General features: G+C 55.6%; 18 protein-coding genes. 5 read left to right on the plus strand and 13 right to left on the minus strand.

Annotated features, from left to right (window positions below; genetic code table 11):
• Nucleotides 1-53: 53 nt before the first annotated feature.
• From LG383_RS13885 to LG383_RS13895, 3 genes are read right to left on the minus strand one after another with little or no spacing between them, the layout of a single operon-like run.
• Entirely contained in the window at nt 54-1,832 is a 1,779-nt protein-coding gene (locus LG383_RS13885; RefSeq protein WP_225759399.1) for a SmdB family multidrug efflux ABC transporter permease/ATP-binding protein, read from the minus strand.
• Entirely contained in the window at nt 1,825-3,597 is a 1,773-nt protein-coding gene (locus LG383_RS13890) for a SmdA family multidrug ABC transporter permease/ATP-binding protein (RefSeq protein WP_225759400.1), read from the minus strand. The genes LG383_RS13885 and LG383_RS13890 overlap by 8 nt, the downstream gene beginning before the upstream one ends.
• A 42-nt stretch (nt 3,598-3,639) precedes the next feature.
• Nucleotides 3,640-4,098 carry an Lrp/AsnC family transcriptional regulator gene (locus LG383_RS13895; RefSeq protein ID WP_106992153.1) on the minus strand — a complete coding sequence of 153 codons (459 nt, stop codon included), beginning with the start codon at nt 4,096-4,098 and terminating at the stop codon, nt 3,640-3,642.
• 116 nt (nt 4,099-4,214) lie between these two features.
• Here LG383_RS13895 and LG383_RS13900 point away from each other — a divergent pair, with 116 nt between their 5' ends.
• Complete coding sequence (locus tag LG383_RS13900; RefSeq protein ID WP_225759401.1) at nt 4,215-5,261, plus strand: PLP-dependent cysteine synthase family protein; 1,047 nt, start codon at nt 4,215-4,217, stop codon at nt 5,259-5,261.
• A gap of 40 nt (nt 5,262-5,301) precedes the next feature.
• On the opposite strand, the gene cof is transcribed toward LG383_RS13900, so the two are convergent.
• Nucleotides 5,302-6,120: an HMP-PP phosphatase gene (gene cof / locus LG383_RS13905; protein ID WP_106992151.1), complete on the minus strand. Its 819-nt coding sequence runs from the start codon at nt 6,118-6,120 to the stop codon at nt 5,302-5,304.
• Between the two features lie 101 nt (nt 6,121-6,221).
• Between cof and LG383_RS13910 the strand changes: the two genes are divergently transcribed.
• Both LG383_RS13910 and queC read left to right on the plus strand, forming a co-directional pair.
• Nucleotides 6,222-7,922 carry an SgrR family transcriptional regulator gene (locus LG383_RS13910; RefSeq protein WP_225759402.1) on the plus strand — a complete coding sequence of 567 codons (1,701 nt, stop codon included), beginning with the start codon at nt 6,222-6,224 and terminating at the stop codon, nt 7,920-7,922.
• Nucleotides 7,923-7,988: 66 nt separating this feature from the next.
• Nucleotides 7,989-8,684: a 7-cyano-7-deazaguanine synthase QueC gene (queC, locus tag LG383_RS13915; protein WP_225759403.1), complete on the plus strand. Its 696-nt coding sequence runs from the start codon at nt 7,989-7,991 to the stop codon at nt 8,682-8,684.
• 54 nt (nt 8,685-8,738) lie between these two features.
• Here the strand turns inward: queC and LG383_RS13920 are convergent, their stop codons facing one another.
• The 9 genes from LG383_RS13920 to bolA all read right to left on the minus strand — a co-directional run bounded on the left by LG383_RS13920 (nt 8,739) and on the right by bolA (nt 19,079).
• The gene (locus LG383_RS13920) at nt 8,739-9,137 is read right to left on the minus strand and encodes a YbgC/FadM family acyl-CoA thioesterase (RefSeq protein ID WP_106992148.1); all 399 of its coding nucleotides are present in this window, start codon (nt 9,135-9,137) and stop codon (nt 8,739-8,741) included.
• A gap of 96 nt (nt 9,138-9,233) precedes the next feature.
• The gene (locus tag LG383_RS13925; RefSeq protein ID WP_106992147.1) at nt 9,234-9,593 is read right to left on the minus strand and encodes a helix-hairpin-helix domain-containing protein; all 360 of its coding nucleotides are present in this window, start codon (nt 9,591-9,593) and stop codon (nt 9,234-9,236) included.
• Nucleotides 9,594-9,741: 148 nt separating this feature from the next.
• Entirely contained in the window at nt 9,742-11,613 is a 1,872-nt protein-coding gene (gene ppiD / locus LG383_RS13930; protein WP_166181730.1) for a peptidylprolyl isomerase, read from the minus strand.
• A gap of 211 nt (nt 11,614-11,824) precedes the next feature.
• Nucleotides 11,825-12,097, minus strand: a complete 273-nt coding sequence (gene hupB / locus LG383_RS13935; protein WP_002444653.1) for a nucleoid-associated protein HU-beta — start codon at nt 12,095-12,097, stop codon at nt 11,825-11,827.
• Between the two features lie 210 nt (nt 12,098-12,307).
• Entirely contained in the window at nt 12,308-14,662 is a 2,355-nt protein-coding gene (gene lon / locus LG383_RS13940; RefSeq protein ID WP_106992145.1) for an endopeptidase La, read from the minus strand.
• Nucleotides 14,663-14,846: 184 nt separating this feature from the next.
• Nucleotides 14,847-16,121 (minus strand): ATP-dependent protease ATP-binding subunit ClpX, encoded by a 1,275-nt coding sequence (gene clpX, locus LG383_RS13945; protein WP_032616836.1) that lies wholly within the window; start codon nt 16,119-16,121, stop codon nt 14,847-14,849.
• Nucleotides 16,122-16,248: 127 nt separating this feature from the next.
• Entirely contained in the window at nt 16,249-16,872 is a 624-nt protein-coding gene (clpP, locus tag LG383_RS13950) for an ATP-dependent Clp endopeptidase proteolytic subunit ClpP (protein ID WP_032616835.1), read from the minus strand.
• A 259-nt stretch (nt 16,873-17,131) separates the two neighbouring features.
• The gene (tig, locus tag LG383_RS13955; protein WP_106992144.1) at nt 17,132-18,430 is read right to left on the minus strand and encodes a trigger factor; all 1,299 of its coding nucleotides are present in this window, start codon (nt 18,428-18,430) and stop codon (nt 17,132-17,134) included.
• Between the two features lie 331 nt (nt 18,431-18,761).
• Entirely contained in the window at nt 18,762-19,079 is a 318-nt protein-coding gene (gene bolA, locus LG383_RS13960) for a transcriptional regulator BolA (protein ID WP_039032378.1), read from the minus strand.
• A 304-nt stretch (nt 19,080-19,383) separates the two neighbouring features.
• On the opposite strand from bolA, the gene LG383_RS13965 reads away from it, so the two are divergent.
• Nucleotides 19,384-19,962, plus strand: a complete 579-nt coding sequence (locus LG383_RS13965; protein ID WP_106992143.1) for a lipoprotein — start codon at nt 19,384-19,386, stop codon at nt 19,960-19,962.
• 45 nt (nt 19,963-20,007) lie between these two features.
• The gene (ampG, locus tag LG383_RS13970; protein ID WP_225759404.1) at nt 20,008-21,483 is read left to right on the plus strand and encodes a muropeptide MFS transporter AmpG; all 1,476 of its coding nucleotides are present in this window, start codon (nt 20,008-20,010) and stop codon (nt 21,481-21,483) included.
• The last annotated feature ends 285 nt before the right edge of the window (nt 21,484-21,768 follow it).

Genomic DNA, 21,768 nt, shown 5'->3' on the forward strand with positions numbered 1-21,768 from the left:
TCATTTTTGCACCAACCGATTCAGCGGCTGGCAGGTTGCTTAATTTTAGTGCATCAGGCGCTGAGCGACTCTTCCCGCGAGCTGGCGGCCAGCTCTTCACCGGCCAGCTGCAGTTGATACATCTGCCAGTAACGCCCTTTCGCCTCAAGCAGTTGCTTGTGGGTGCCGCGCTCTACCGCCTGGCCACGATGAAGCACCAGAATGGTATCTGCCTCGACAATGGTCGACAGTCGGTGGGCAATCACCACCAGGGTGGTCTGTTCACGCACCGCGGCCAGCGCCTGCTGGATCGCCTGCTCGGTGCCGGAGTCGATGCTGGCCGTGGCCTCATCGAGGATCAGCACCTGCGGGGTATCAATCAACACCCGGGCGAGGGCCAGAAGCTGTTTTTGCCCGACGGAGAGGTTATTCCCCTGTTCGCCCAACCGGGTGTGAATGTTGTCGTGCAGGCCGCGCGCCAGCTCTGCCAGCTGCACTTTCTCCAGCACCTCCCACACCTGCTCCTCGCTGAACGGTCGCCCAAGCGTGACGTTAGCGAAGAAGGTGTCGGCCAGCACCACCGGATCCTGTTGCACCATCGCCACCCCTTTACGCAGCACGGCGTGGCTCAGGGTCGCGAGAGGACGACCGTCGAGGCGAATTTGCCCTTCGGTAAGCGGGTAGTAGCCCATCAGCAGGCTGGCGAGGGTACTTTTACCGCTGCCGGTATGGCCCACCAGGGCGACAAAACTCCGGGACGGCACCTTCAGATCGATATCCTGCAACACCAGCCGATCGTCGCGATAGGCAAAGGAGACATGATCAAATTCAATGGTGCCGCTTTGCAGGTCGCGATCGTCATCGCCGTAGGCCTGACGCGGGCGATCCATCAGCTCAAAGACGCGTTCACCGGCGACCACCGCCTGCTGTAGCATCGACTGCTGAGTGGTGAGCTCAATCAGGGGTTCGTTTAGACGGCCCAGATAGCTGATAAAGGCGTACAGCACCCCGACCTCAATAGTACCGCCTGCGGCGAAACCAAACTGCATCAGCAATCCGCACAGCACCAGCGCCGAGAACAGGCTGAGCAGCGGACGCAGAAGAAAACCGTCCAGCCGCAGGGTCTGCATGCGGGCCATATAGTGGGAGCGGCTGGCTTCGCCCATCCGCTCGCCAAAGCGCTCCTGCTGGCGGAACTGCTGGATAACGCTCATGCCGTTGATGACTTCGTTAAAGCCGTCGTTGATATCCGCCAGATAGGCGCGCACGCGACGGACAATCGGCGTGCTGTAACGCTGGTAGATCAGCATCACAATCATTACCGCCGGGAAGATGGCCATCGCCACCAGCGCCATGCGCCACTCGAGGCTGAACATCGCCACCAGCATGGCGCCGACCAGCGCGGCGCTGCGCAGCACCGTGGCCACCACCGTGACATAGAGATCGCGGATCACTTCCGTATCGTTGGTGACACGGGAGATGATCTGCCCGACGGGCTGGGTATCGAACGCGCTCAGCGGCTGGCGCAGGGCGGCATCCATCACGTCGGTACGCAGCTGCTGTACCACCCCGACGGCGGCCTGGTTAAACAGCAGCGACTGGGCGTAGTGCAGCCCGGCCGCCAGCAGCTGCAGGCCGATATAGGCCACCGCCAGCCCGGCCACCAGACCGAGCGGGAGATAGTTTTTCGCCACCATGTTATCGATGAAATAGCTGATCAGCAGCGGTCCGGTCACTTCGGCAATGGCCGCAATCCACAGCAACACCACCGCCAGCGAGAGCGGTTTGCGCCACGGCGAGCCATACGCCAGCAGGCGTTTAAGGGTCGGCCACAGCTGGGAAAAACTACGCATCGGCGGCCTCCTCATTCATATCTGGCACGTCATCCAGCGCCGCTTCCAGTTGTTGATAGCGATACATATCGCGATACCATCCCGGCTGGTCCGCCAGTTGGTCATGCTGCCCGCGCTGGGCAATATGCCCGTGCTGCATCACCAGAATTTCGTTCGCCTCGGTCAGGGCCGACAGACGATGGGCGCTGATGATCACCGTACGCCCTTCTCCCCACTGTCGCAGGTTATGCAGGATCTGGTGTTCAGTGCGACCATCGACGGCGGACAGGGCATCGTCGAGGAGCAGGATTTCGGCATTGAGCAGCAGCGCGCGGGCAATAGAAATACGCTGCTTCTGCCCGCCCGAGAGCATCACCCCGCGCTCCCCCACTTCGGTTTCATAGCCCTGGGGCAGGCGCAGGATATCTTCATGCACGCTGGCGAGACGGGCAACGTGCTCGATCGCTTCCCGGGTGGCTTGCGGGCAACCCAGCGCAATATTGTTGGCGACGGTGTCGGAGAAGAGGAACGGCGTCTGACTCACCACCGCCAGCCGGCTGCGCCAGCTATCCAGCTGCAGCTGCGTCAGGGGGATGTCATGGAAGCGGATCTCGCCCTGGTCAATATCAAAGTGGCGCTGGATCAGCGACAGAATGGTGCTCTTTCCGGCGCCCGTTGGGCCGCAAATGCCCAGCATCTGCCCGGGTTGCAGCCTGAAGCTGACGTTTTCGAGGATCACCTGCTCAGTGTGCGGATAGGTAAAGGCGCGAACGGCGACATTCAGCTCACCGCGGCCCGGCGGCACCGGCTCGCTGCCGTCATTCACCACCGGCGCTTCGGCAAGCATGGCGCGGATCCGGGTGTAGGCCGCACTGCCGCGCTCGACGATGTTAAACATCCAGGCCAGAGCCAGCATCGGCCAGATCATCAGCCCCAGATACATGGCAAAGCTGGTCAGCTGGCCGAGGGTCAGCGAGCCGTTAATCACCATCCAGCTGCCGCCGCCGATAGCCAGCAGGTTAGCGGTGCCAATGGCGATATAAATGGTGGGATCGAAGCGGGCGTCGATGCGGGCGACGCGCAGGTTTTTGGCTCCGGTATCGGCGGCATCGGCGGCAAACAGCGCCGACTGGCGATCTTCCAGGCCGAAGGCTTTGATCATCCGGATACTGGTCAGGCTCTCCTGGGTGCGGTCGTTGAGGGAGGAGAAAGCCGCCTGGGCCAGCTTGAAGCGTTCATGCAGCTGGTCGCCGTAGCGTTTGATCGCCAGCGCCATAATCGGCATCGGCAACAGGGCCAGCAGCGTCAGCTGCCAGCTGATTTGGGTGGACATCACAATCAGCACCGCGCAGCCCATCACCAGCGAATCCACCAGGGTCAGCACCCCTTCCCCGGCGGCAAAGACCACGCGATCCACATCGTTGGTGGCACGGGCGATCAGGTCCCCGGTGCGATGGCGGAGATAAAATTCCGGATGCTGGCGGCTAAGCTGGCGGTAAAAATCTTCCCGCAGCTCCACTGCCAGCTGGTAGGAGGCCCCGAACAGCAGCACACGCCAGACATAGCGCAGCAGATAGACCACCACCGCCGTCAGCACCAGCGTGCCGATCCACATCATCACCCGTGCGGTGGTGTAATGCTGTTCCGTAACGCCGTCCACGACATAGCCCACCACTTTCGGCGGGATGAGCTGCAGAACGGCAATGATAATAAGCAGAGCCACTGCACCGAGATAGCGTTGCCACTCCCGGCGAAAGTACCAGCTTAACTGAGCAAATAATCGCACGCGGTCTTTTCCTGAGGATCGTATTCCGGCCGGGCCGGGAAGTTATTCAATGGGTAAGGCGGTGGTGTATTTAATCTGTTCCATCGCAAAGCTGGAGGTGACATTCGACAGACCTGGCACGCTGTTGACCAGCCGTTTGTAGAAATCATCATAGCGTTTCATATCCGCCACCTGAACGCGCATCAGGTAGTCGTATTCGCCCGCCATGCGCCAGAAGCCCAGCACTTCCGGCATTTCCGATACCACGCTGACGAACCCACAGTACCAGTCGCTGCTGTGGTGCTGCGTTTTTATCAGAACAAAGGCGGTCAATCCAAGCCCCAGTTTTTCGGGATCGAGCAGCGCCACGCGTCCCAGCAGGATGCCTTCATCTTCGAGTCGCTTAAGGCGTTTCCAGCAGGGCGTGGTGGTCAGATTAACGGCATCCGCCAGCGCCTGCAAAGAGAGGGTGCAGTCGCTTTGCAGTAAGGACAGCAGCTTACGGTCAATTTTATCTAGCATACCCACCCCCGCAGAGAAAATTTTTCTCCTTACATTCTATTTTAAAGGTCAGATAGCAACAATTTTTTCTGTGCTTTTCGCTATGCTGGGCACAAAATGACAAACGGATTACCGCGATGAATAGCACCTGGGTTAAAAACGCCATCAGTGAAATTAACGCCGATTATCAGCGCTCGGCGGACACACACCTTATTCGCCTGACCCTCCCGGGTTTTGCCGGAATTCAGCTCTATCTGAAAGACGAAAGCACCCACCCGACCGGCAGTCTGAAGCACCGTCTGGCGCGCTCGCTGTTCCTGTATGGGCTGTGTAACGGCTGGATCAATGAAGGCACCACCATCATCGAATCGTCCTCCGGCTCAACCGCCGTCTCTGAGGCCTATTTTGCCCGCTTGCTCGGTCTGCCGTTTATCGCCGTGATGCCCTCCTGCACGGCGAAACGCAAAATCGAACAGATCGAATTTTACGGCGGACGCTGCCATTTCGTCGAAAGCGCCTGCGAAATTTATGCCGCCTCAGAGATGCTGGCCCGGGAGCTGAACGGTCACTATATGGACCAGTTTACCTTCGCGGAGCGGGCAACGGACTGGCGCGGCAATAACAACATTGCCGACAGTATTTTCCGTCAGATGCAAAATGAGCCCCATCCGGTGCCGGCCCATATCGTAATGAGCGCCGGGACCGGCGGCACCTCGGCTACCATTGGCCGCTATATTCGCTGCCAGGGGTACGATACCCGCCTGATGGTGGTGGATCCGCAGAACTCGGTGTTTCTCGATTACTGGCAGCAGCGCGACCCCGCCCTGCGCAGCCCGGTAGGCAGTAAAATCGAAGGGATTGGCCGTCCGCGCGTCGAGCCGTCGTTTATTCCTGACGTGGTGGACGAGATGCTCCGGGTGCCGGATGCCGCCAGCGTCGCCACCGCCCACTGGCTGGAAACGCAGCTGGGCCGCAAGGTCGGGGCCTCTACCGGGACCAATATGTGGGGCACATTGCAGCTGGCCGCGCGGATGCGTGACGCCGGGGAAACCGGCTCGATCGTTACCTTGCTGTGCGACAGCGGCGAGCGCTATCTGGACACCTACTACAACGCGGAGTGGGTGAAAGCCAACATTGGTGACGTGACGCCGTGGCTGGCGGAGATTGCCCGGCTGGTAAAATAAAAAAAGCCAGACTGTCGTCTGGCTTGCTGGAAGGGTCTCACTATTCGGGGGAATAAGGAAGATCGGGTGTATCCAGCCAATGGGTTAAAAAGTGGGACACGGCCTCGTTGCGGCAGTGTCCGATAACCGGTAAATGCGAGAGCTCAGCGATCAGCTGCGGCATCGCATTGCCCATGATCAGACCGCGGCCTACGCTGCCCAGCATCTCGCGATCGTTCATCGCATCGCCAAACGCCATACACTCCTGCATCGTTAAGCCCAGATGATCGCTCAGCACCGCCAGGGCAGACCCTTTGTTGCACCCGACCGGCAGCACTTCGAGGCAATCTATTGCCGAGAAGGTCAGGTGCGCGCGGTTACCCAGCGCCTCGTTAAGCTGAATGCGCAGGCGGCAGAGATCGTCGTGATCGCTGCAGAAACAGATTTTGGTCACCGCGTGCGCCGGAATACGGCGCAGATCGGTCAGCTGATACTGGAAGCCGCTGTAGACGTGCGCGTCCAGCAGCGCCGGAATCGGTTTACCGGTCAGCCAGCCAGTATCATTAAACACGTGAATGCTGGCCTGGGTATCCCAGGTGGTATGCAGCACCTGCTCCGCCACGTCCGGCGCCAAATCCTGACGATAGAGCACCTCGCCTTCCAGGGAGTGAATGCGCGTCCCGTTGCCGGTAATCAAAAACGCATCGAGGGCAAGCGCGCCCATCAGGTGGCGCATCTCCAGCACATGCCGTCCGGTGGCGAAGGTGAGCGTAATGTCGCGCTCATGCAGTCGCTTAAGCGTGCTCAGCGTCTTGTCGCCTAAACGGTGGTCCGGCATTAACAAGGTGCCGTCCATATCAAATGCAGCCAGCCGCGCCATGGGAACTCCGAAAATGTGAGGAGGTTAACTTGTGCATCAGTATTGCGTGATATATACGGAAGTAATACTGAATAGATGGAAATTATTGTTCCGGGTTTACTATGCGCCAGCTTAATCGACTTAATCAGTACCAGAGACTGTGGCAGCCCTCAGCCGGTGCGCCGCAACAGGTGAGCGTGGCCGAACTGGCCAGCCGCTGTTTTTGCAGCGAACGACATGTGCGCACGCTTTTGCGTCAGGCCCAGGAGGCGGGCTGGCTAAGCTGGCAGGCACAGTCCGGGCGCGGTAAGCGCGGCGAGCTGCGCTTTCACGTCACGCCAGAATCGCTACGCAATACGATGATGGAGCAGGCGCTCAAAAACGGTCAGCAGCACAACGCGCTGGAACTGGCCCAGCTGGCACCCCAGGCGCTGCGTGCCCTGCTGCATCCTTTTCTCGGCGGGCAGTGGCAGAACAATACCCCGACGCTGCGCATTCCCTATTACCGGCCCCTCGATCCGCTCCATCCGGGCTTTTTGCCCGGCCGCGCCGAGCAGCATCTGGTCGGGCAGATCTTTTCCGGCCTGACGCGGTTCAGCGACACCAGCAGCGAACCGGGCGGCGATCTGGCGCATCACTGGGAGATCTCAGCCGACGGGCTGCGCTGGCACTTCTATATTCGCTCCACGCTGCACTGGCATAACGGGGACAAAGTCGAGGCGGCTCAGCTCCAGAGCCAGCTGGCACGGCTGCTCACCCTGCCCGCACTGCGCAAACTGTTTAACAGCGTGAAGCAAATTGCGGTGACCCACCCGCAGTGCCTGACCTTCGTGTTACATCAGCCGGATTACTGGCTGGCGCACCGTCTGGCGAGCTATTGCAGTCGTCTTGCTCACCCTGAACAGCCCCTGACGGGGAGCGGACCGTTTCGGCTGGCGATATACGACGCGGATCTGGTCCGGCTCGAGAGCCACGAGCAGTATCATCTGGGCCATCCGCTGCTGAAAGCCATCGAATACTGGATCACCCCCCAGCTTTTTGACCAGGATTTAGGCACCAGCTGCCGCCATCCGGTGCAGATCGCTATTGGCGAGCCGGAAGAACTCGCCAGCCTGCGGCTGGTCAGTAACAGCATCAGCCTCGGCTTTTGCTATCTCACGCTGAAGCAGAGCGGCAGGTTAAGCGAGGCCCAGGCCCGCAGGCTGATCGACATCATTCATCACACCTCGCTGCTGCATACCCTGCCGCTGGACGAGAATCTCATCACCCCGACTCAGGAGTTGCTCCCGGGATGGTCTATCCCCCGGTGGCCGCAGGCGCAAACTATCGCTCTGCCGGAGACGCTGACCCTGATCTATCACCTGCCGGTAGAGTTACACACCATGGCGGAACAGCTTAAACGCTACCTGGCCCACGAAGGCTGTCAGCTGACGGTGATTTTTCATGACGCGAAAACCTGGGATGGCTGCACCGCCCTGGCGGAGGCCGATATCATGATGGGCGACAGGTTGATTGGTGAGGCACCGGAATACACCCTGGAGCAGTGGTTACGCTGCGATGCGCTCTGGCCATATCTGCTCAGCGCCCCGCAGTTTGCGCACCTGATGGCGACCCTGGATGCGGTTCAGATTCAACCCGACGCCGCGGCGCGCCATCTGGCATTAAAAGAGGTGTTCGCACAATTAATGGAGCGTGCTGTCCTGACGCCGCTGTTCAACTATCAGTATCAAATCAGCGCCCCGCCGGGGGTGAACGGCATCCGCCTGAATCCGCGCGGCTGGTTTGATTTTACCGAGGCCTGGCTGCCCGCCCCGAAAACGTGAAGAAGCTGGTCGCCGCCACGGGCAGACGTTACCATACGTTTTTAACCGTCAAAGTTGGGAAGATTAATGAAACGTGCCGTTGTCGTGTTCAGTGGAGGCCAGGACTCCACCACCTGTCTGGTTCAGGCTCTGCAGCAATATGATGAAGTCCATTGCGTGACTTTTGACTATGGTCAGCGCCATAGCGAAGAGATTGAGGTCGCGCAGAAACTGGCGGTGAAACTCGGCGCACGGGCGCATAAGGTTCTGGATGTCACCCTGCTGAATGAACTGGCGGTGAGCAGCCTCACCCGCGACAGTATTCCGGTGCCGGACTACGAACCGGACGCCGAGGGGATCCCGAATACCTTCGTGCCGGGACGTAATATCCTCTTCCTGACCCTGGCCGCCATCTATGCTTACCAGGTCAAAGCCGAAGCGATCATTACCGGCGTGTGCGAAACCGACTTCTCCGGCTACCCGGACTGTCGCGACGAGTTTGTGAAAGCCCTCAACCATGCAGTGAGTCTGGGGATGGCCAAAGATATCCGCTTCGAAACGCCGCTGATGTGGCTCGATAAAGCCGAAACCTGGGCGCTGGCTGACTACTGGGGCAAGCTGGATCTGGTGCGTAACGAAACGCTGACCTGCTACAACGGCATTCAGGGCGATGGCTGCGGTCAGTGCGCCGCCTGTAATCTGCGTGCCAACGGCCTGAATCATTATCTGGCGGATAAAGTCGGGGTGATGGCGGCTCTGAAAAAGAAAACCGGTCTTAATTAATCCGGGCCAGCCTGCCGGGTGAAGGATCTGCTTCGCCCGGCATCAAAAGCGGGCTTATGTGATTAACAGCTCCAGCTTCTCACGCAGTTCCCCTTCCAGCGGCAGCGCTTTCTGCGTTTTCAAATCGATGCAGACAAAGGTAATTAACGCATCTGCCACCACCTGCCCTTCCGGTTCCAGCGTCACCACCTGACTTAATATCCCACTTTTGCCGTTTAGCTGCTGAAGCTGGCTGGTGACGGTGAGAAGATCGCTGAGCACCGCAGGACGGCGATAGTTAATGTTGATATTCGCCACCACAAAGGCGATACGCCGCTCGGTCATCCACTGAAAGCTGTCGCTGTTTTCCAGCCCTTCCCAGCGCGCCTCTTCGAGAAACTCGAGATAACGTGCGTTATTAACGTGTTGATAAACATCAAGGTGATAACCGCGTACTTTGATTTGGGTCTGCATAGCGCAATAGCCTTCAGGGTTGTTATTTGTAAGAGTCAGAGGTCATAACTGGTATGACCTCTTTATCCTGGCAAATTTTTGCCACTGTGCAAGTTATTACAGCGTCAGATACGCAAGATTCCGCTCCACCAGCGCACCGCCCATACCGGGGACCTGCTTGAGATCGTCGAGGGTTTTAAACGGGCCGTACTCTTCCCGGTAGCTGACAATTGCCTGGGCTTTCTTCAGCCCCACGCCGTTCATCACCCGCGCCAGCTCCTCCGCCGGGGCGGAATTAATGCTGATCCGCCCCTTCTCCGCTTCCGCCGCTTTCGACTGCTGGGGTGGGGGCAGTGCATCGGACTTCCCTTGTGCGACCTGCGTTTTGGCGGCTGGTGTCGCCGCCAGCGCGCAGTGGCTCATCCCGGCAGACATAAGGGCAAGCGTAATAAAGAGGGCTTTGATTCCATGTTTCATGCTGTTTTCTCCTTGTTTGTTGACAGCCCACTCACCATAAACGGGCCGCTTTTCCGGAACAAACAGCAGATTGCAGAAATGGAAAAGGCCGCGAAAGCGGCCTTTTGGTGTTGCAGTACGTTGCTCAGATTTGCGAGCAGCGCCGTAATTACTGCTGGGTCATGATATCGCCCAGCTTAATTTTGGCTTCTTTACGCAGATTGCTCATCAGAGCTTCGAAGGCAATTTGCGCATTGTTCTGGGTGATTCCCTGAACCATCGCTTGCTTCTGCGCTTCCGGCATGGTGCCCGCTTTCACTTCGTCCAGCGCCAGAACCACCACGTTGCCCTGCATATCGTTGGCGATACCGAAGCTCGGCTTGTCTTTTGCCGGCAGGCTCAGACCAAATGCCGCCTGGCTGATCGGATCCTGACCAGTACGGCTCAGGGTCCTGGCCTCACCAAAGCTCAGGCCAGCCGCTTTCAGCGCCTCGTCACCTTTACCCGCTTTCAGCTCAGCCAGCAGCTTCTCAGCATCCAGCTTCGCCTGTTGCACGGCTTTATTATGTTTCACCAGCGCAGCGATCTGATCTTTCACCTCGTCCAGCGGCTTAATCGACTCTGGCTTATGCTCAGCCACGCGCAGAACAAAGGCGCGGTCGCCGTCGACGGTGATAATGTCAGAGTTGCTGCCCGGGGTGCCGTTTTCGCCTACCAGACCACCGTTGAAGATAGCATCCGCAACCGGTTTGAAGTTCAGCTCTTCCGGCAGATTGTCACGACCAAACCAGCCGGTAGTGACCGCTTTCGCACCTGCTGCCTGCTCTGCGCCTGCCAGTGATTCGTTATCATTGCTGGCCGCGTCGCTTACCTTCTGCTGCAACGCATAGAAGCCATCCAGCGCTTTCTCCTGCTTCACTTTCGCCGCGATGTCATCACGGACGTCAGCCAGCGGTTTGGTGGTCGCAGGGGTGATATCATCCAGACGCACAACCAGGAAACCAACAGAGGATTTGATCACTCCAGAAAGTTGACCTTTCTCTTTCAGGCCGGCATTTTTCAGCTCGTCCGGCGTGGTGCCCTCTTCCAGCCAGCCCATGTCACCGCCATTTTTGGCAGAGATGATGTCGGTGGATTTCGCTTTCGCGACCGTGGCGAAGTCAGTGCCCTTGTTCAACTCATCCAGCGCCGCTTTGGCGTCGGCTTCAGTTTTGGTCTGAATGACGCTGAAACGGTTACGCTGTGGCTGAGTGAACTGATCCTGATGCTGATCGTAGTAAGTCTGGATCTCGGCATCGGAGGCGTTTTCCTGCATCGCCGCTGCATCCAGCTTGATGTAGCTTACGCGGAACTGCTCCGGGGCGGTGAAGTTGTTTTTGTTCTGCTCGTAGTAGCTTTTCACCTCTTCGTCGCTCGCCTGCTGTTTAGCAGCCAGGGCGTTAACGTCGAAGGTGGCTTCGCGCACGACGCGCTGCTGAGAAACCAGCGTTGCCAGTTCATCCGCTTCGCCTTTGAGCATGAAGTCGGTGCCCACTACGGCGTTGATCAGCTGCTGAGTGGTCAGCTGGTTACGCAGCGCCTGAGCGTATTGATCCGGCGTCATCCCCATCTGATTCACGATCGCGTTATAGCGAGTGTTATCGAATTTGCCGTCATTCTGGAAAGCCGGAGTGGAGAAAATGGCTTTCTTGACCTGATCGTCGCTGATGCTCAGACCGATCTCACGGGCGTACTGATCCAGCAGCGCTTCGTCGATAAGACGGTTCAGCGTCTGCTGACGAAGGTTTTTCATGTACCCTTCATTCGCCGCCAGTTCAGAGAACTGTTCGCCCAGCTGTTGCTGCATGCGGTTACGTTCACCGGCAAATGCATTTTCAAACTGCCCACGGCTGATTTCCTGGTCGTTCACTTTTGCGGCGTAGTTTGCACTACCGCCAATCAGGTATCCGCTCACGCCGGTCAAAATGAACGACACGATAATGATACCGAAAATAATCTTGAGCACGAGACTGTTAGCAGCCGTGCGTAAGCTGTCCATCATGGTGTAACCACACTCCGCTGTAGGTGACTGGTGACCTGACGCTGGCGGAAATCCTGACCGCAGCGCATAAAGACGTATTGTGACAAGAAACCGGGGCGATTGTCAGCCCACAACTCGCATAAACTCACATAAATCAGGCCTGGACAAACAAAAAAGGCACATCAAATGATGCGCCCTTGTACTTTTCAACTTCCCTGAAGTAAGAAAGCGATCAGTTTACTGCGTCTTTCAGCGCTTTGCCGGCGCGGAAGCCCGGAACTTTAGCAGCAGCGATGGTGATCTCTTTACCGGTCTGAGGGTTGCGGCCAGTACGGGCAGCACGCTCTTTAACAGCAAAAGTACCAAAACCTACCAGCGCCACGTCGTCCCCAGCCTGCAGAGATTCGGTAACAGAAGCAATCAAAGCATCTAACGCACGTCCAGCCGCAGCTTTGGAGATGTCAGCACCCGCAGCAATTTTGTCAATCAGTTGAGATTTATTCACTCTTCTCTTCCTCTCTTTATAATTTATATCGCGTCTGAATCCTTCACAACGCGACCGCGCAGCAGTTATATCAGGCCTGCCATGACCTTACAACACCCGTTGTTGATGGCTGGCCCAATCAGCAATCTAAATTAGCTATACAAAAAAAGGCTGGCAAGCCCGAAATCGCTCACCAGCCTTGTTTTTATTGACGCTCTTTGCGCGAGGTCACTATTTTGCGGTCACAACCTGCATTCCGTAAGGCTCATTCTGCAGTGCAAGGGTCAGAACTTCCTCAATTCGTTTCACCGGATGAATATCCAGATCGGCGATAACGTTATCCGGAATCTCTTCCAGATCGCGCTTGTTCTCATACGGGATGAGGACCGTTTTAATGCCGCCACGGTGTGCAGCCAGCAGTTTTTCTTTCAAACCGCCAATCGGCAGAACCTGGCCACGCAGGGTGATTTCACCGGTCATCGCCACATCAGCACGCACCGGGTTGCCGGTCAGGCAGGAGACCAGGGCGCTACACATCGCGATACCCGCGCTTGGACCATCTTTCGGCGTTGCCCCTTCCGGCACGTGAACGTGAATGTCGCGTTTTTCGTAAAAGTCCGGATTGATACCCAGTTTTTCCGCACGCGCGCGCACCACGGTCAGCGCAGCCTGAATGGACTCCTGCATCACTTCACCCAGCGAGCCGGTGTAGGTCAGCTTACCTTTACCCGGTACGCAGGCGGTTTCAATGGTCAGCAGATCGCCACCCACTTCCGTCCACGCCAGACCAGTTACCTGACCGACGCGGTTTTCGCTGTCCGCACGGCCATAGTCGTAACGCTGAACCCCGAGGTATTCGTGCAGGTTGTCGCCATTAATTTCAATGTGCTTCAGCGTCTTGTCGAGCAGCAACTGTTTCACCGCCTTACGACACAGCTTGGAGATTTCGCGCTCCAGGCTACGCACGCCCGCTTCACGGGTGTAGTAACGGATAATGCCGATGATCGCACTGTCATCAACGGTCAATTCGCTCTCTTTCAGTGCGTTACGTTCAATCTGCTTCGACAGCAGGTGACGACGGGCAATGTTCAGTTTTTCGTCTTCGGTGTAGCCAGAAAGACGGATCACTTCCATACGATCCAGCAGCGGGGCCGGAATGTTCATGGAGTTGGAGGTAGCCACAAACATCACATCGCTGAGGTCGTAGTCCACTTCCAGGTAGTGATCGCTGAACGCCACGTTCTGCTCTGGATCCAGCACTTCAAGCAGGGCTGAAGCCGGATCGCCACGCATGTCGGACGACATTTTGTCGATCTCATCCAGCAGGAACAGTGGGTTTTTAACCCCTACTTTTGCCATTTTCTGGATCAATTTGCCCGGCATGGAACCGATATAGGTTCGACGGTGACCGCGGATTTCCGCTTCGTCACGCACGCCGCCCAGCGCCATACGGATGTACTTACGTCCGGTCGCTTTGGCAATGGACTGGCCCAGAGAGGTCTTACCCACCCCCGGCGGCCCGACCAGGCACAGAATTGGGCCCTTGAGCTTATTAACACGGCTCTGAACCGCGAGATACTCAAGGATGCGGTCTTTGACGCGTTCCAGGCCGTAGTGGTCGGTATCCAGGATCTCCTGGGCCTGACGCAGGTCTTTTTTGACCTTGCTGCGGGCATTCCACGGAACCTGAACCATCCACTCGATATAGCCGCGAACCACCGTTGCTTCTGCCGACATTGGAGACATCATTTTCAGCTTCTGCAGTTCTGCTTCGGCCTTCTCTTTTGCCTCTTTCGGCATTTTCGCCGCGTCGATCTTACGCTTCAGCGCTTCGTTTTCGTCCGGTGCATCGTCCATCTCACCGAGCTCTTTCTGGATGGCTTTCATTTGCTCATTCAGATAGTACTCACGCTGAGATTTCTCCATCTGCTTTTTCACGCGGTTGCGAATGCGTTTCTCAACCTGCAGCAGATCGATTTCAGACTCCATCATCGCCATCAGATATTCCAGACGTTCGTTAACGTCGGACATCTCCAGCACGGACTGTTTGTCAGCCAGCTTCAGCGGCATGTGCGCAGCGATGGTGTCAGCCAGACGTGCAGGATCGTCGATGCTGTTCAGCGACGTCAGCACTTCTGGTGGGATTTTTTTGTTCAGCTTGATATAGCCTTCAAACTGACTGATCGCGGTGCGAACCAGCACCTCCTGCTCACGCTCATCAAGCTGAGGCGAGTCCAGGTATTCGGCTTTTGCTGCGAAGTGTTCGCCATCATCAGATAGCGTGGTAATACGCGCACGCTGCAGCCCCTCGACCAGCACCTTCACGGTGCCATCAGGCAGCTTCAGCATTTGTAAAATAGAGGCCACGGTCCCGACGGTGAAAAGATCGTTTACACCCGGCTCATCCGTTGATGCTTCTTTTTGCGCAACCAGCATGATTTTTTTATCATGATCCATGGCGGCTTCAAGGCAACGGATAGATTTTTCCCGCCCTACAAATAAGGGTATGACCATGTGCGGATAAACCACCACATCGCGCAACGGCAATACGGGGATTTCAATGCGTTCAGAACGCTCAGGATTCATAGAGCTCTCTCTTAGTTTAGTGTCCGCCAGGTAATCAGGTTGCAGGACTGTGCTTCATGCAACCATTAACATGTAATCCAGTATATGGGGATGATTCCCACACATTCAACGCCATGTTTACGGAAAAATAAAAGGGGGGATTAAATCCCCCCTTTTTGATTAACTGCTTGTATGCTCTGGCGAATTATTCGCCAGAGGCCTGCTGGGCTTCCGGCGTGCCGTAAATCAGCAGCGGCTTGCTTTGGCCAGCAATGACGGACTCGTCGATAACCACTTTTTCGACCTCTTCCATTGAAGGAAGATCGTACATGGTATCGAGCAGGGCAGCTTCAACGATTGAACGCAGACCACGTGCACCGGTTTTACGTGCCATTGCTTTTTTAGCAATCGCATCCAGCGCTTCGTCGCGGAACTCCAGCTCAACGCCTTCCAGATTGAACAACGCCTGGTACTGCTTGGTCAGGGCATTTTTCGGCTCTTTCAGGATCTGAATCAGCGCGTCTTCACTCAGTTCTGTCAGGGTGGCGACAACTGGCAGACGACCAATGAACTCAGGGATCAGACCAAACTTGATCAGATCTTCTGGCTCAACCTGGGTCAGCAGTTCGCCCTCTTTCGCTTTTTCAGACTTCGCCTTCACCGTCGCGCCAAAGCCAATACCCGAGCCGGTTTCAACGCGGTTAGCAATGACTTTATCCAGGCCAGCAAACGCACCGCCACAGATAAACAGGATCTTGGACGTATCAACCTGCAGGAACTCCTGCTGAGGATGCTTACGACCACCCTGCGGTGGAACAGCGGCAACCGTCCCTTCGATAAGTTTCAGCAATGCCTGCTGTACGCCTTCACCGGACACGTCACGGGTGATCGACGGGTTATCGGATTTACGTGAGATTTTGTCGATCTCATCGATATACACGATACCGCGCTGGGCTTTCTGAACGTCGTAATCGCACTTCTGCAGCAGTTTCTGGATGATGTTTTCCACATCCTCACCCACATAACCGGCTTCGGTCAGGGTGGTGGCATCCGCCATGGTAAACGGAACATCCAGCAGACGCGCCAGGGTTTCTGCCAGCAGGGTTTTACCGGAACCGGTTGGGCCGATCAGCAAAATGTTACTTTTGCCCAGCTCAACGCCGTTGCTGTTATCCCCGTTACGCAGACGTTTGTAGTGGTTGTACACCGCCACTGCCAGCACTTTCTTCGCCTGTTCCTGGCCGATGACGTAGTCATCAAGATGATGACGGATCTCATGCGGCGTTGGTAACGCGCTGCGCTCACGGTGTGGTGCGACTTCTTTAATCTCTTCGCGGATGATGTCGTTACATAAGTCGACACATTCGTCGCAGATATACACGGATGGCCCGGCAATCAGTTTGCGCACTTCATGCTGGCTTTTGCCGCAAAAAGAGCAATAAAGCAGTTTGCCCGATCCATCTTTGCGTTTATCTGTCATGAGTCAAAACCTCTTTTTAAGTTCTTTGTGCCGCACATGACGACGCAAATGCCATTCTCAGACGCAGGCTGCTGGTTAGCAAAATGCCGCCCTACCATAGTATAGCGGCACACCCACGCCGTGGGCATCAATTACGGTGGGTCAAAATGGAGTCGACTAAGCCGTACTCTACTGCCTCTGGTGCGGACAGGAAGCGATCGCGCTCGGTATCACGCTCGATCTGCTCTAATGATTGACCCGTATGATGAGCCATAAGTTCATTCATGCGCCCTTTTACCTTCAGGATTTCACGGGCATGAATTTCAATGTCTGTTGCCTGGCCCTGGTACCCGCCCAGCGGCTGGTGAATCATTACGCGCGAGTTCGGCAGGCAGAAACGCTTACCTTTCGCCCCTGCGGTCAGCAGGAATGCGCCCATCGATGCTGCCTGGCCCATACAAATGGTGCTTACATCAGGCTTGATGAACTGCATGGTATCGTAAATGGACATCCCGGCAGTGATCACGCCACCTGGGGAGTTGATGTACAGGTAAATGTCTTTTTCCGGGTTTTCCGCTTCCAGAAACAGCATCTGCGCTACGATCAGGTTCGCCATGTGGTCTTCTACCTGGCCGGTCATGAAGATAACGCGTTCTTTAAGCAGACGGGAGTAGATATCAAAAGAACGTTCACCTCGAGAGGTTTGTTCAATAACCATTGGCACCAGCGCCATATGGGGTGCAAAGTTATCTCGTTCGCCACTGTATGACATTTCCGTCTCCTGGATAAAAAATGAAAATACCTGCTGTACTGATTGTAACCTTGTGGACGGATTATCAGCCAGTCTCTTTAATACTGCTTCCCCACTAATGGGGGCGGCTCAGCCCTATTTCAAGCATAACAATCTTTTGTTTTAACGCTAACACTGAAAAGGCGTTTTATCACGCTTTGGGATTTATAACCGTGATAAAAAAAACCCGCCGCCGGGTGGCAACGGGTTTTTGCTCAAACTTTAAACGAAGCAGGCAGAATTAAGCCTGTTGGTTCATCAGTTCGTTGAAAGAAGTGGCTTTTTCAGACACTTTCGCTTTGGCCAGAACGGCTTCAACAGCCTGCTCTTCCAGAGCCACGTTGCGCATGTTTTCCATCAGCTCTTTGTTGCTGCCGTAGAAAGCAACCACTTCTGACGGATCTTCATAGGCAGAAGCCATCTCTTCGATCAGACCTTTAACGCGCTCTTCGTCAGCTTTCAGCTCGTGGGTACGAATCACTTCGCCCAGCAGCAGACCAACAACAACGCGGCGTTTAGCCTGCTCTTCGAACAGCTCACGTGGCAGTTCCAGAGCTTGTTTCTCGTTGCCACCGAAACGCTGTGCAGCCTGGCGACGCAGAACGTCGATTTCGCTGTCGATCAGGGCCGCAGGGATTTCGATTTCGTTCGCTTTAACCAGACCGTCGATCGCCTGAGACTTAACGCGGTTACGCACGGCGCCTTTCAGCTCGCGTTCCATGTTTTTACGCACTTCTGCACGCAGACCTTCAACAGAACCATCTTCAACGCCGAAACGTTTGATGAAATCTGCAGTCAGTTCTGGCAGTTCGCGGTCTTCAACTTTCTTCAGGGTAATCGCGAATTTCGCTGCTTTACCTTTCAGGTTTTCAGCGTGGTACTCTTCCGGGAAGGTCACGTCGATAGTGAACTCTTCGCCTGCGCTGTGGCCTTTGATACCGTCTTCAAAGCCTGGGATCATACGACCCTGGCCCATTGCCAGTACGAAGTCAGAGGCTTTGCCGCCTTCGAACTCTTCGCCGTCTACTGAGCCGGAGAAGTCGATGGTGACGCGGTCTTCTGCATCAGCAGCGCCGTCTTTGTCTTTCCAGGTCGCCTGCTGCTTACGCAGGGTGTCCAGCATGCCGTCAACGTCAGCTTCAGTCACTTCAACGACTGGTTTTTCAACTTCGATCGCGTCCAGACCCTTCAGCTCAACTTCAGGGTAAACTTCGAACTCTACCGCGTAGGTGAAGTCTTCGCCCATTTTGTATTCGCCCGGAACATAGGTCGGGGAACCGGCTGGGTTGATTTTTTCTTTGATGATCGCGTCAACGAAGTTGCGGCTCATCAGGTCACCCAGCACGTCCTGGCGAACAGAAGCGCCATAACGCTGAGCAACGACATTCATCGGTACTTTTCCCTTGCGGAAGCCGTCAATACGGACTTTCTTTGCTACGTTGACCAGCTCGCTTTTTACAGCGTTTTCGATGCTGTCAGCAGCGATTGTAATCGTTACACGGCGGCCAAGGCCTTGAGTGGTTTCAACTGAAACTTGCATCTTGTTACCTCAAAAAAATCACAGTGCTCGGTCAACTCTGAATTTGCCTCGCAATACCGGGATGCTCTCTTAGCAGATTCACATTCCCTGTCGCCAGAATCATCCCGAAGACATTCATATTAAGACGCGGCATTATAGCGGCATCACTTTAGTGAGTCGAGAACGGTTGGCGCATGTTGCTGCGGCTTTTTTCACAATTTCAGGCTATTTTCGGCCTTAAAATCGCGCCACCGGCTCAAAACCCGGACAAAACAAAACGGCCCGCAGGCCGTTTTGACGTAATCTTTATGCAACATACTGGAAAAGCTCCCGCTGTTGCAAACAGGATTTATTACGCGATCGTCCCGGCCCCGCGGCACGGTGGCGATGCGAAAATCGTATCCTGCAGTCCCTTCCACTCTTTGATCGTATACGTGTGTAACGCCAGCGCATGGACCGTGGTTGAGAGCTCTTCCGTCAGGGTTCCGTAGATCATACGGTGACGATTGAGAAAACGCTCACCAGCGAAACGATCGCTGACCAGCACCACTTTAAAGTGGCTCTCAGAGCCTGCCGGTACGTTATGACGATAGCTTTCGTCGACGACTTCGAGGAACACAGGTTCAAACGCCGCCCTTAACTTATCTTCAATCTGTTCACGTATCATCATGAAATTACTCCTCCGACAACGCTGAGATGTCACCCATCCCTTTAAATGTTAGCCGCTTTTACCGCTTGCATAACAAGAAGACAACAAAAATTTAGCTTTCATCTGATTTTCTCATTCAAGCGTATGAAGTCCTATAAGGGGGGAGTCGTTTTGTCGCCCGGATAACGGAAAAGCGTTTCAGGTGGTCAGTTTTCAGACAAGGCGATGAATTTACATGCGTTGACCACTTCCCCTTGCCGTTGGCGATGTTATGATGGCGGCAATTTTTTTCTATATATGCTTACGATTCGCTGAGAGCCTGAACATGTTAAAAAAACTCCTTTTCCCTATGGTCGCCCTGTTTATGCTGGCCGGCTGTGCAACCCCGCCTACCACCATTGATGTTTCTCCGAAGATCACTCTGCCACAGCAGGATCCAAGCCTGATGGGCGTCACCGTGAGCATTAACGGCGCGGATCAGCGTAAAGACCAGGCGCTGGCGAAAGTGACCCGTGATAACCAGCTGGTGACCCTCACTGCTTCACGCGATCTGCGTTTCCTGCTGCAGGAAGTGCTCGAGAAACAAATGACTTCCCGCGGTTACATGGTTGGCCCAAGCGGTGCAGTTGATCTGCAGATTATCGTCAATAACCTGTACGCTGACGTTTCTCAGGGCAATGTGCGCTACAACATCGCGACCAAAGCCGATATCGCCATCATCGCCACCGCGAAGAACGGCAATAAGATGAACAAGAACTACCGCGCAAGCTACTCTGTTGAAGGTGCCTTCCAGGCCACCAACAAGAATATCGCTAATGCCGTCAACAGCGTGCTGACCGATACCATCGCCGATATGGCGCAGGACACCAGCATTCACGACTTCATCAAGCAGAACGCACGTTAATCCTGCCTGCTGACCCGACCTCCGGTCGGGTCAGTTTGCCTGCTCATGTCCAGTCAATACTTACGTATTTTCCAGCAACCTAAATCAGCTATCCTGCTGATCCTCGGTTTCGCCTCCGGTTTACCCCTTGCCCTGACATCCGGCACGCTACAGGCGTGGATGACCGTAGAGAATATCGATCTTAAAACTATCGGCTTCTTCTCGCTGGTCGGCCAGGCCTATGTCTTCAAGTTCTTATGGTCGCCGATGATGGACCGCTACACCCCGCCGTTTCTCGGCAGGCGTCGTGGCTGGTTGCTGATGACCCAGGCATTGCTGATGCTGGCGATTGCCGCCATGGGCTTCCTCGAACCTGGATCGCAGCTGCGCTGGATGGCTGCGCTGGCGGTGGTGATTGCCTTCTGTTCGGCATCCCAGGATATCGTTTTTGATGCCTGGAAAACCGACGTTCTCTCTGCCGAAGAGCGTGGCACCGGGGCTGCGATAAGCGTTCTGGGCTACCGTCTGGGAATGCTGGTTTCCGGCGGACTGGCCTTATGGCTGGCGGATCGTTACCTCGGCTGGCAGGGCATGTACTGGCTGATGGCCGCGCTGCTCATTCCCTGCATGATCGCCACGTTCCTCGCCCCGGAACCGAGCGATGTTATCCCGGTTCCTCGCTCCCTCGAACAGGCGGTTGCCGAACCGCTGCGCGACTTCTTTGGCCGTAACAATGCCTGGCTCATTCTGCTGCTGATTGTGCTGTATAAGCTCGGGGATGCGTTTGCCATGAGCCTGACCACCACCTTTTTGATCCGCGGCGTGGGCTTCGATGCCGGCGAAGTGGGGATGGTAAATAAGACGCTGGGGCTGATTGCCACCATTATCGGCGCGCTGTATGGCGGCGTGCTGATGCAGCGCTTAAGCCTGTTCCGCGCGCTGCTGATCTTCGGCATTTTGCAGGGGATTTCTAACGCCGGTTACTGGCTGCTCTCGATTACCGATAAACAGATGCTCAGCATGGCGGCGGCGGTGTTCTTTGAAAACCTGTGCGGCGGGATGGGAACGGCTGCGTTTGTCGCGCTGCTGATGACCCTGTGCAACAAATCCTTCTCCGCGACACAGTTCGCCCTGCTCTCTGCGCTCTCGGCCGTAGGCCGGGTCTATGTCGGCCCTATCGCGGGCTGGTTTGTGGAAGCGCACGGGTGGGCTGAGTTTTATCTCTTCTCGGTCTTTGCGGCCATTCCGGGATTGCTGCTGCTATTAATATGTCGCCGCTCGCTGGAATATACCCAGCAGACAGAACATTTTATGGTCAGGACGCATTTCCCGTCGGCCTATCGCTTCGCATTAAGAATATTGCTGGCGGGATGTGTGATGCTGGCCCTGTGGCTGGTGGTCCTGATCGTTAATGCCACGACCACTCTCGCCCTTCCGTTTGCCCTGCTGCTGCTGGACATCGGTGCGCTGCTGGCGCTGACCGGGATCCTGACAGGGGGTCTCCTCGACTACCTGGCTATGCGTGAGAGCCAAAAGGTGTAAAACCATAAAAAAAGGTTATTTTACGTTGTAATCACCCTGGTAAATTATAACGGCGAATAAATTCGTTCCCGCAAAATAATATTTGTTGTTTCGTGCCTCTTAGAATTTCGGAAATTATTGGAACAAGGAACAGAGGATATTTTTCGTTAACCGATTCAGCAAACGAAACATTAATTTTACGTTTTTTAGTTGTCTCTTTATTGATAATTATTTGTTAATGATTTGTGTTTTTTTAGCAATGGTTATACCAATTGCCCTTTTTACCCTCCCTACAGAGTCTGTTTC

It is taken from the genome of Leclercia sp. Marseille-Q4284 (assembly GCF_916618945.1).
Taxonomy (GTDB): domain Bacteria; phylum Pseudomonadota; class Gammaproteobacteria; order Enterobacterales; family Enterobacteriaceae; genus Enterobacter; species Enterobacter tamurae.

Bases quoted from the DNA above. Each gene is read 5' to 3' on its own strand.
- LG383_RS13885 (WP_225759399.1), bottom strand. From the start codon at position 1,832: ATGCGTAGTTTTTCCCAGCTGTGGCCGACCCTTAAACGCCTGCTGGCG.
- LG383_RS13895 (WP_106992153.1), bottom strand. From the start codon at position 4,098: ATGCTAGATAAAATTGACCGTAAGCTGCTGTCCTTACTGCAAAGCGAC.
- LG383_RS13900 (WP_225759401.1), top strand. From the start codon at position 4,215: ATGAATAGCACCTGGGTTAAAAACGCCATCAGTGAAATTAACGCCGAT.
- cof (WP_106992151.1), bottom strand. From the start codon at position 6,120: ATGGCGCGGCTGGCTGCATTTGATATGGACGGCACCTTGTTAATGCCG.
- LG383_RS13910 (WP_225759402.1), top strand. From the start codon at position 6,222: ATGCGCCAGCTTAATCGACTTAATCAGTACCAGAGACTGTGGCAGCCC.
- queC (WP_225759403.1), top strand. From the start codon at position 7,989: ATGAAACGTGCCGTTGTCGTGTTCAGTGGAGGCCAGGACTCCACCACC.
- LG383_RS13920 (WP_106992148.1), bottom strand. From the start codon at position 9,137: ATGCAGACCCAAATCAAAGTACGCGGTTATCACCTTGATGTTTATCAA.
- LG383_RS13925 (WP_106992147.1), bottom strand. From the start codon at position 9,593: ATGAAACATGGAATCAAAGCCCTCTTTATTACGCTTGCCCTTATGTCT.
- ppiD (WP_166181730.1), bottom strand. From the start codon at position 11,613: ATGATGGACAGCTTACGCACGGCTGCTAACAGTCTCGTGCTCAAGATT.
- lon (WP_106992145.1), bottom strand. From the start codon at position 14,662: ATGAATCCTGAGCGTTCTGAACGCATTGAAATCCCCGTATTGCCGTTG.
- clpX (WP_032616836.1), bottom strand. From the start codon at position 16,121: ATGACAGATAAACGCAAAGATGGATCGGGCAAACTGCTTTATTGCTCT.
- clpP (WP_032616835.1), bottom strand. From the start codon at position 16,872: ATGTCATACAGTGGCGAACGAGATAACTTTGCACCCCATATGGCGCTG.
- tig (WP_106992144.1), bottom strand. From the start codon at position 18,430: ATGCAAGTTTCAGTTGAAACCACTCAAGGCCTTGGCCGCCGTGTAACG.
- bolA (WP_039032378.1), bottom strand. From the start codon at position 19,079: ATGATGATACGTGAACAGATTGAAGATAAGTTAAGGGCGGCGTTTGAA.
- LG383_RS13965 (WP_106992143.1), top strand. From the start codon at position 19,384: ATGTTAAAAAAACTCCTTTTCCCTATGGTCGCCCTGTTTATGCTGGCC.
- ampG (WP_225759404.1), top strand. From the start codon at position 20,008: ATGTCCAGTCAATACTTACGTATTTTCCAGCAACCTAAATCAGCTATC.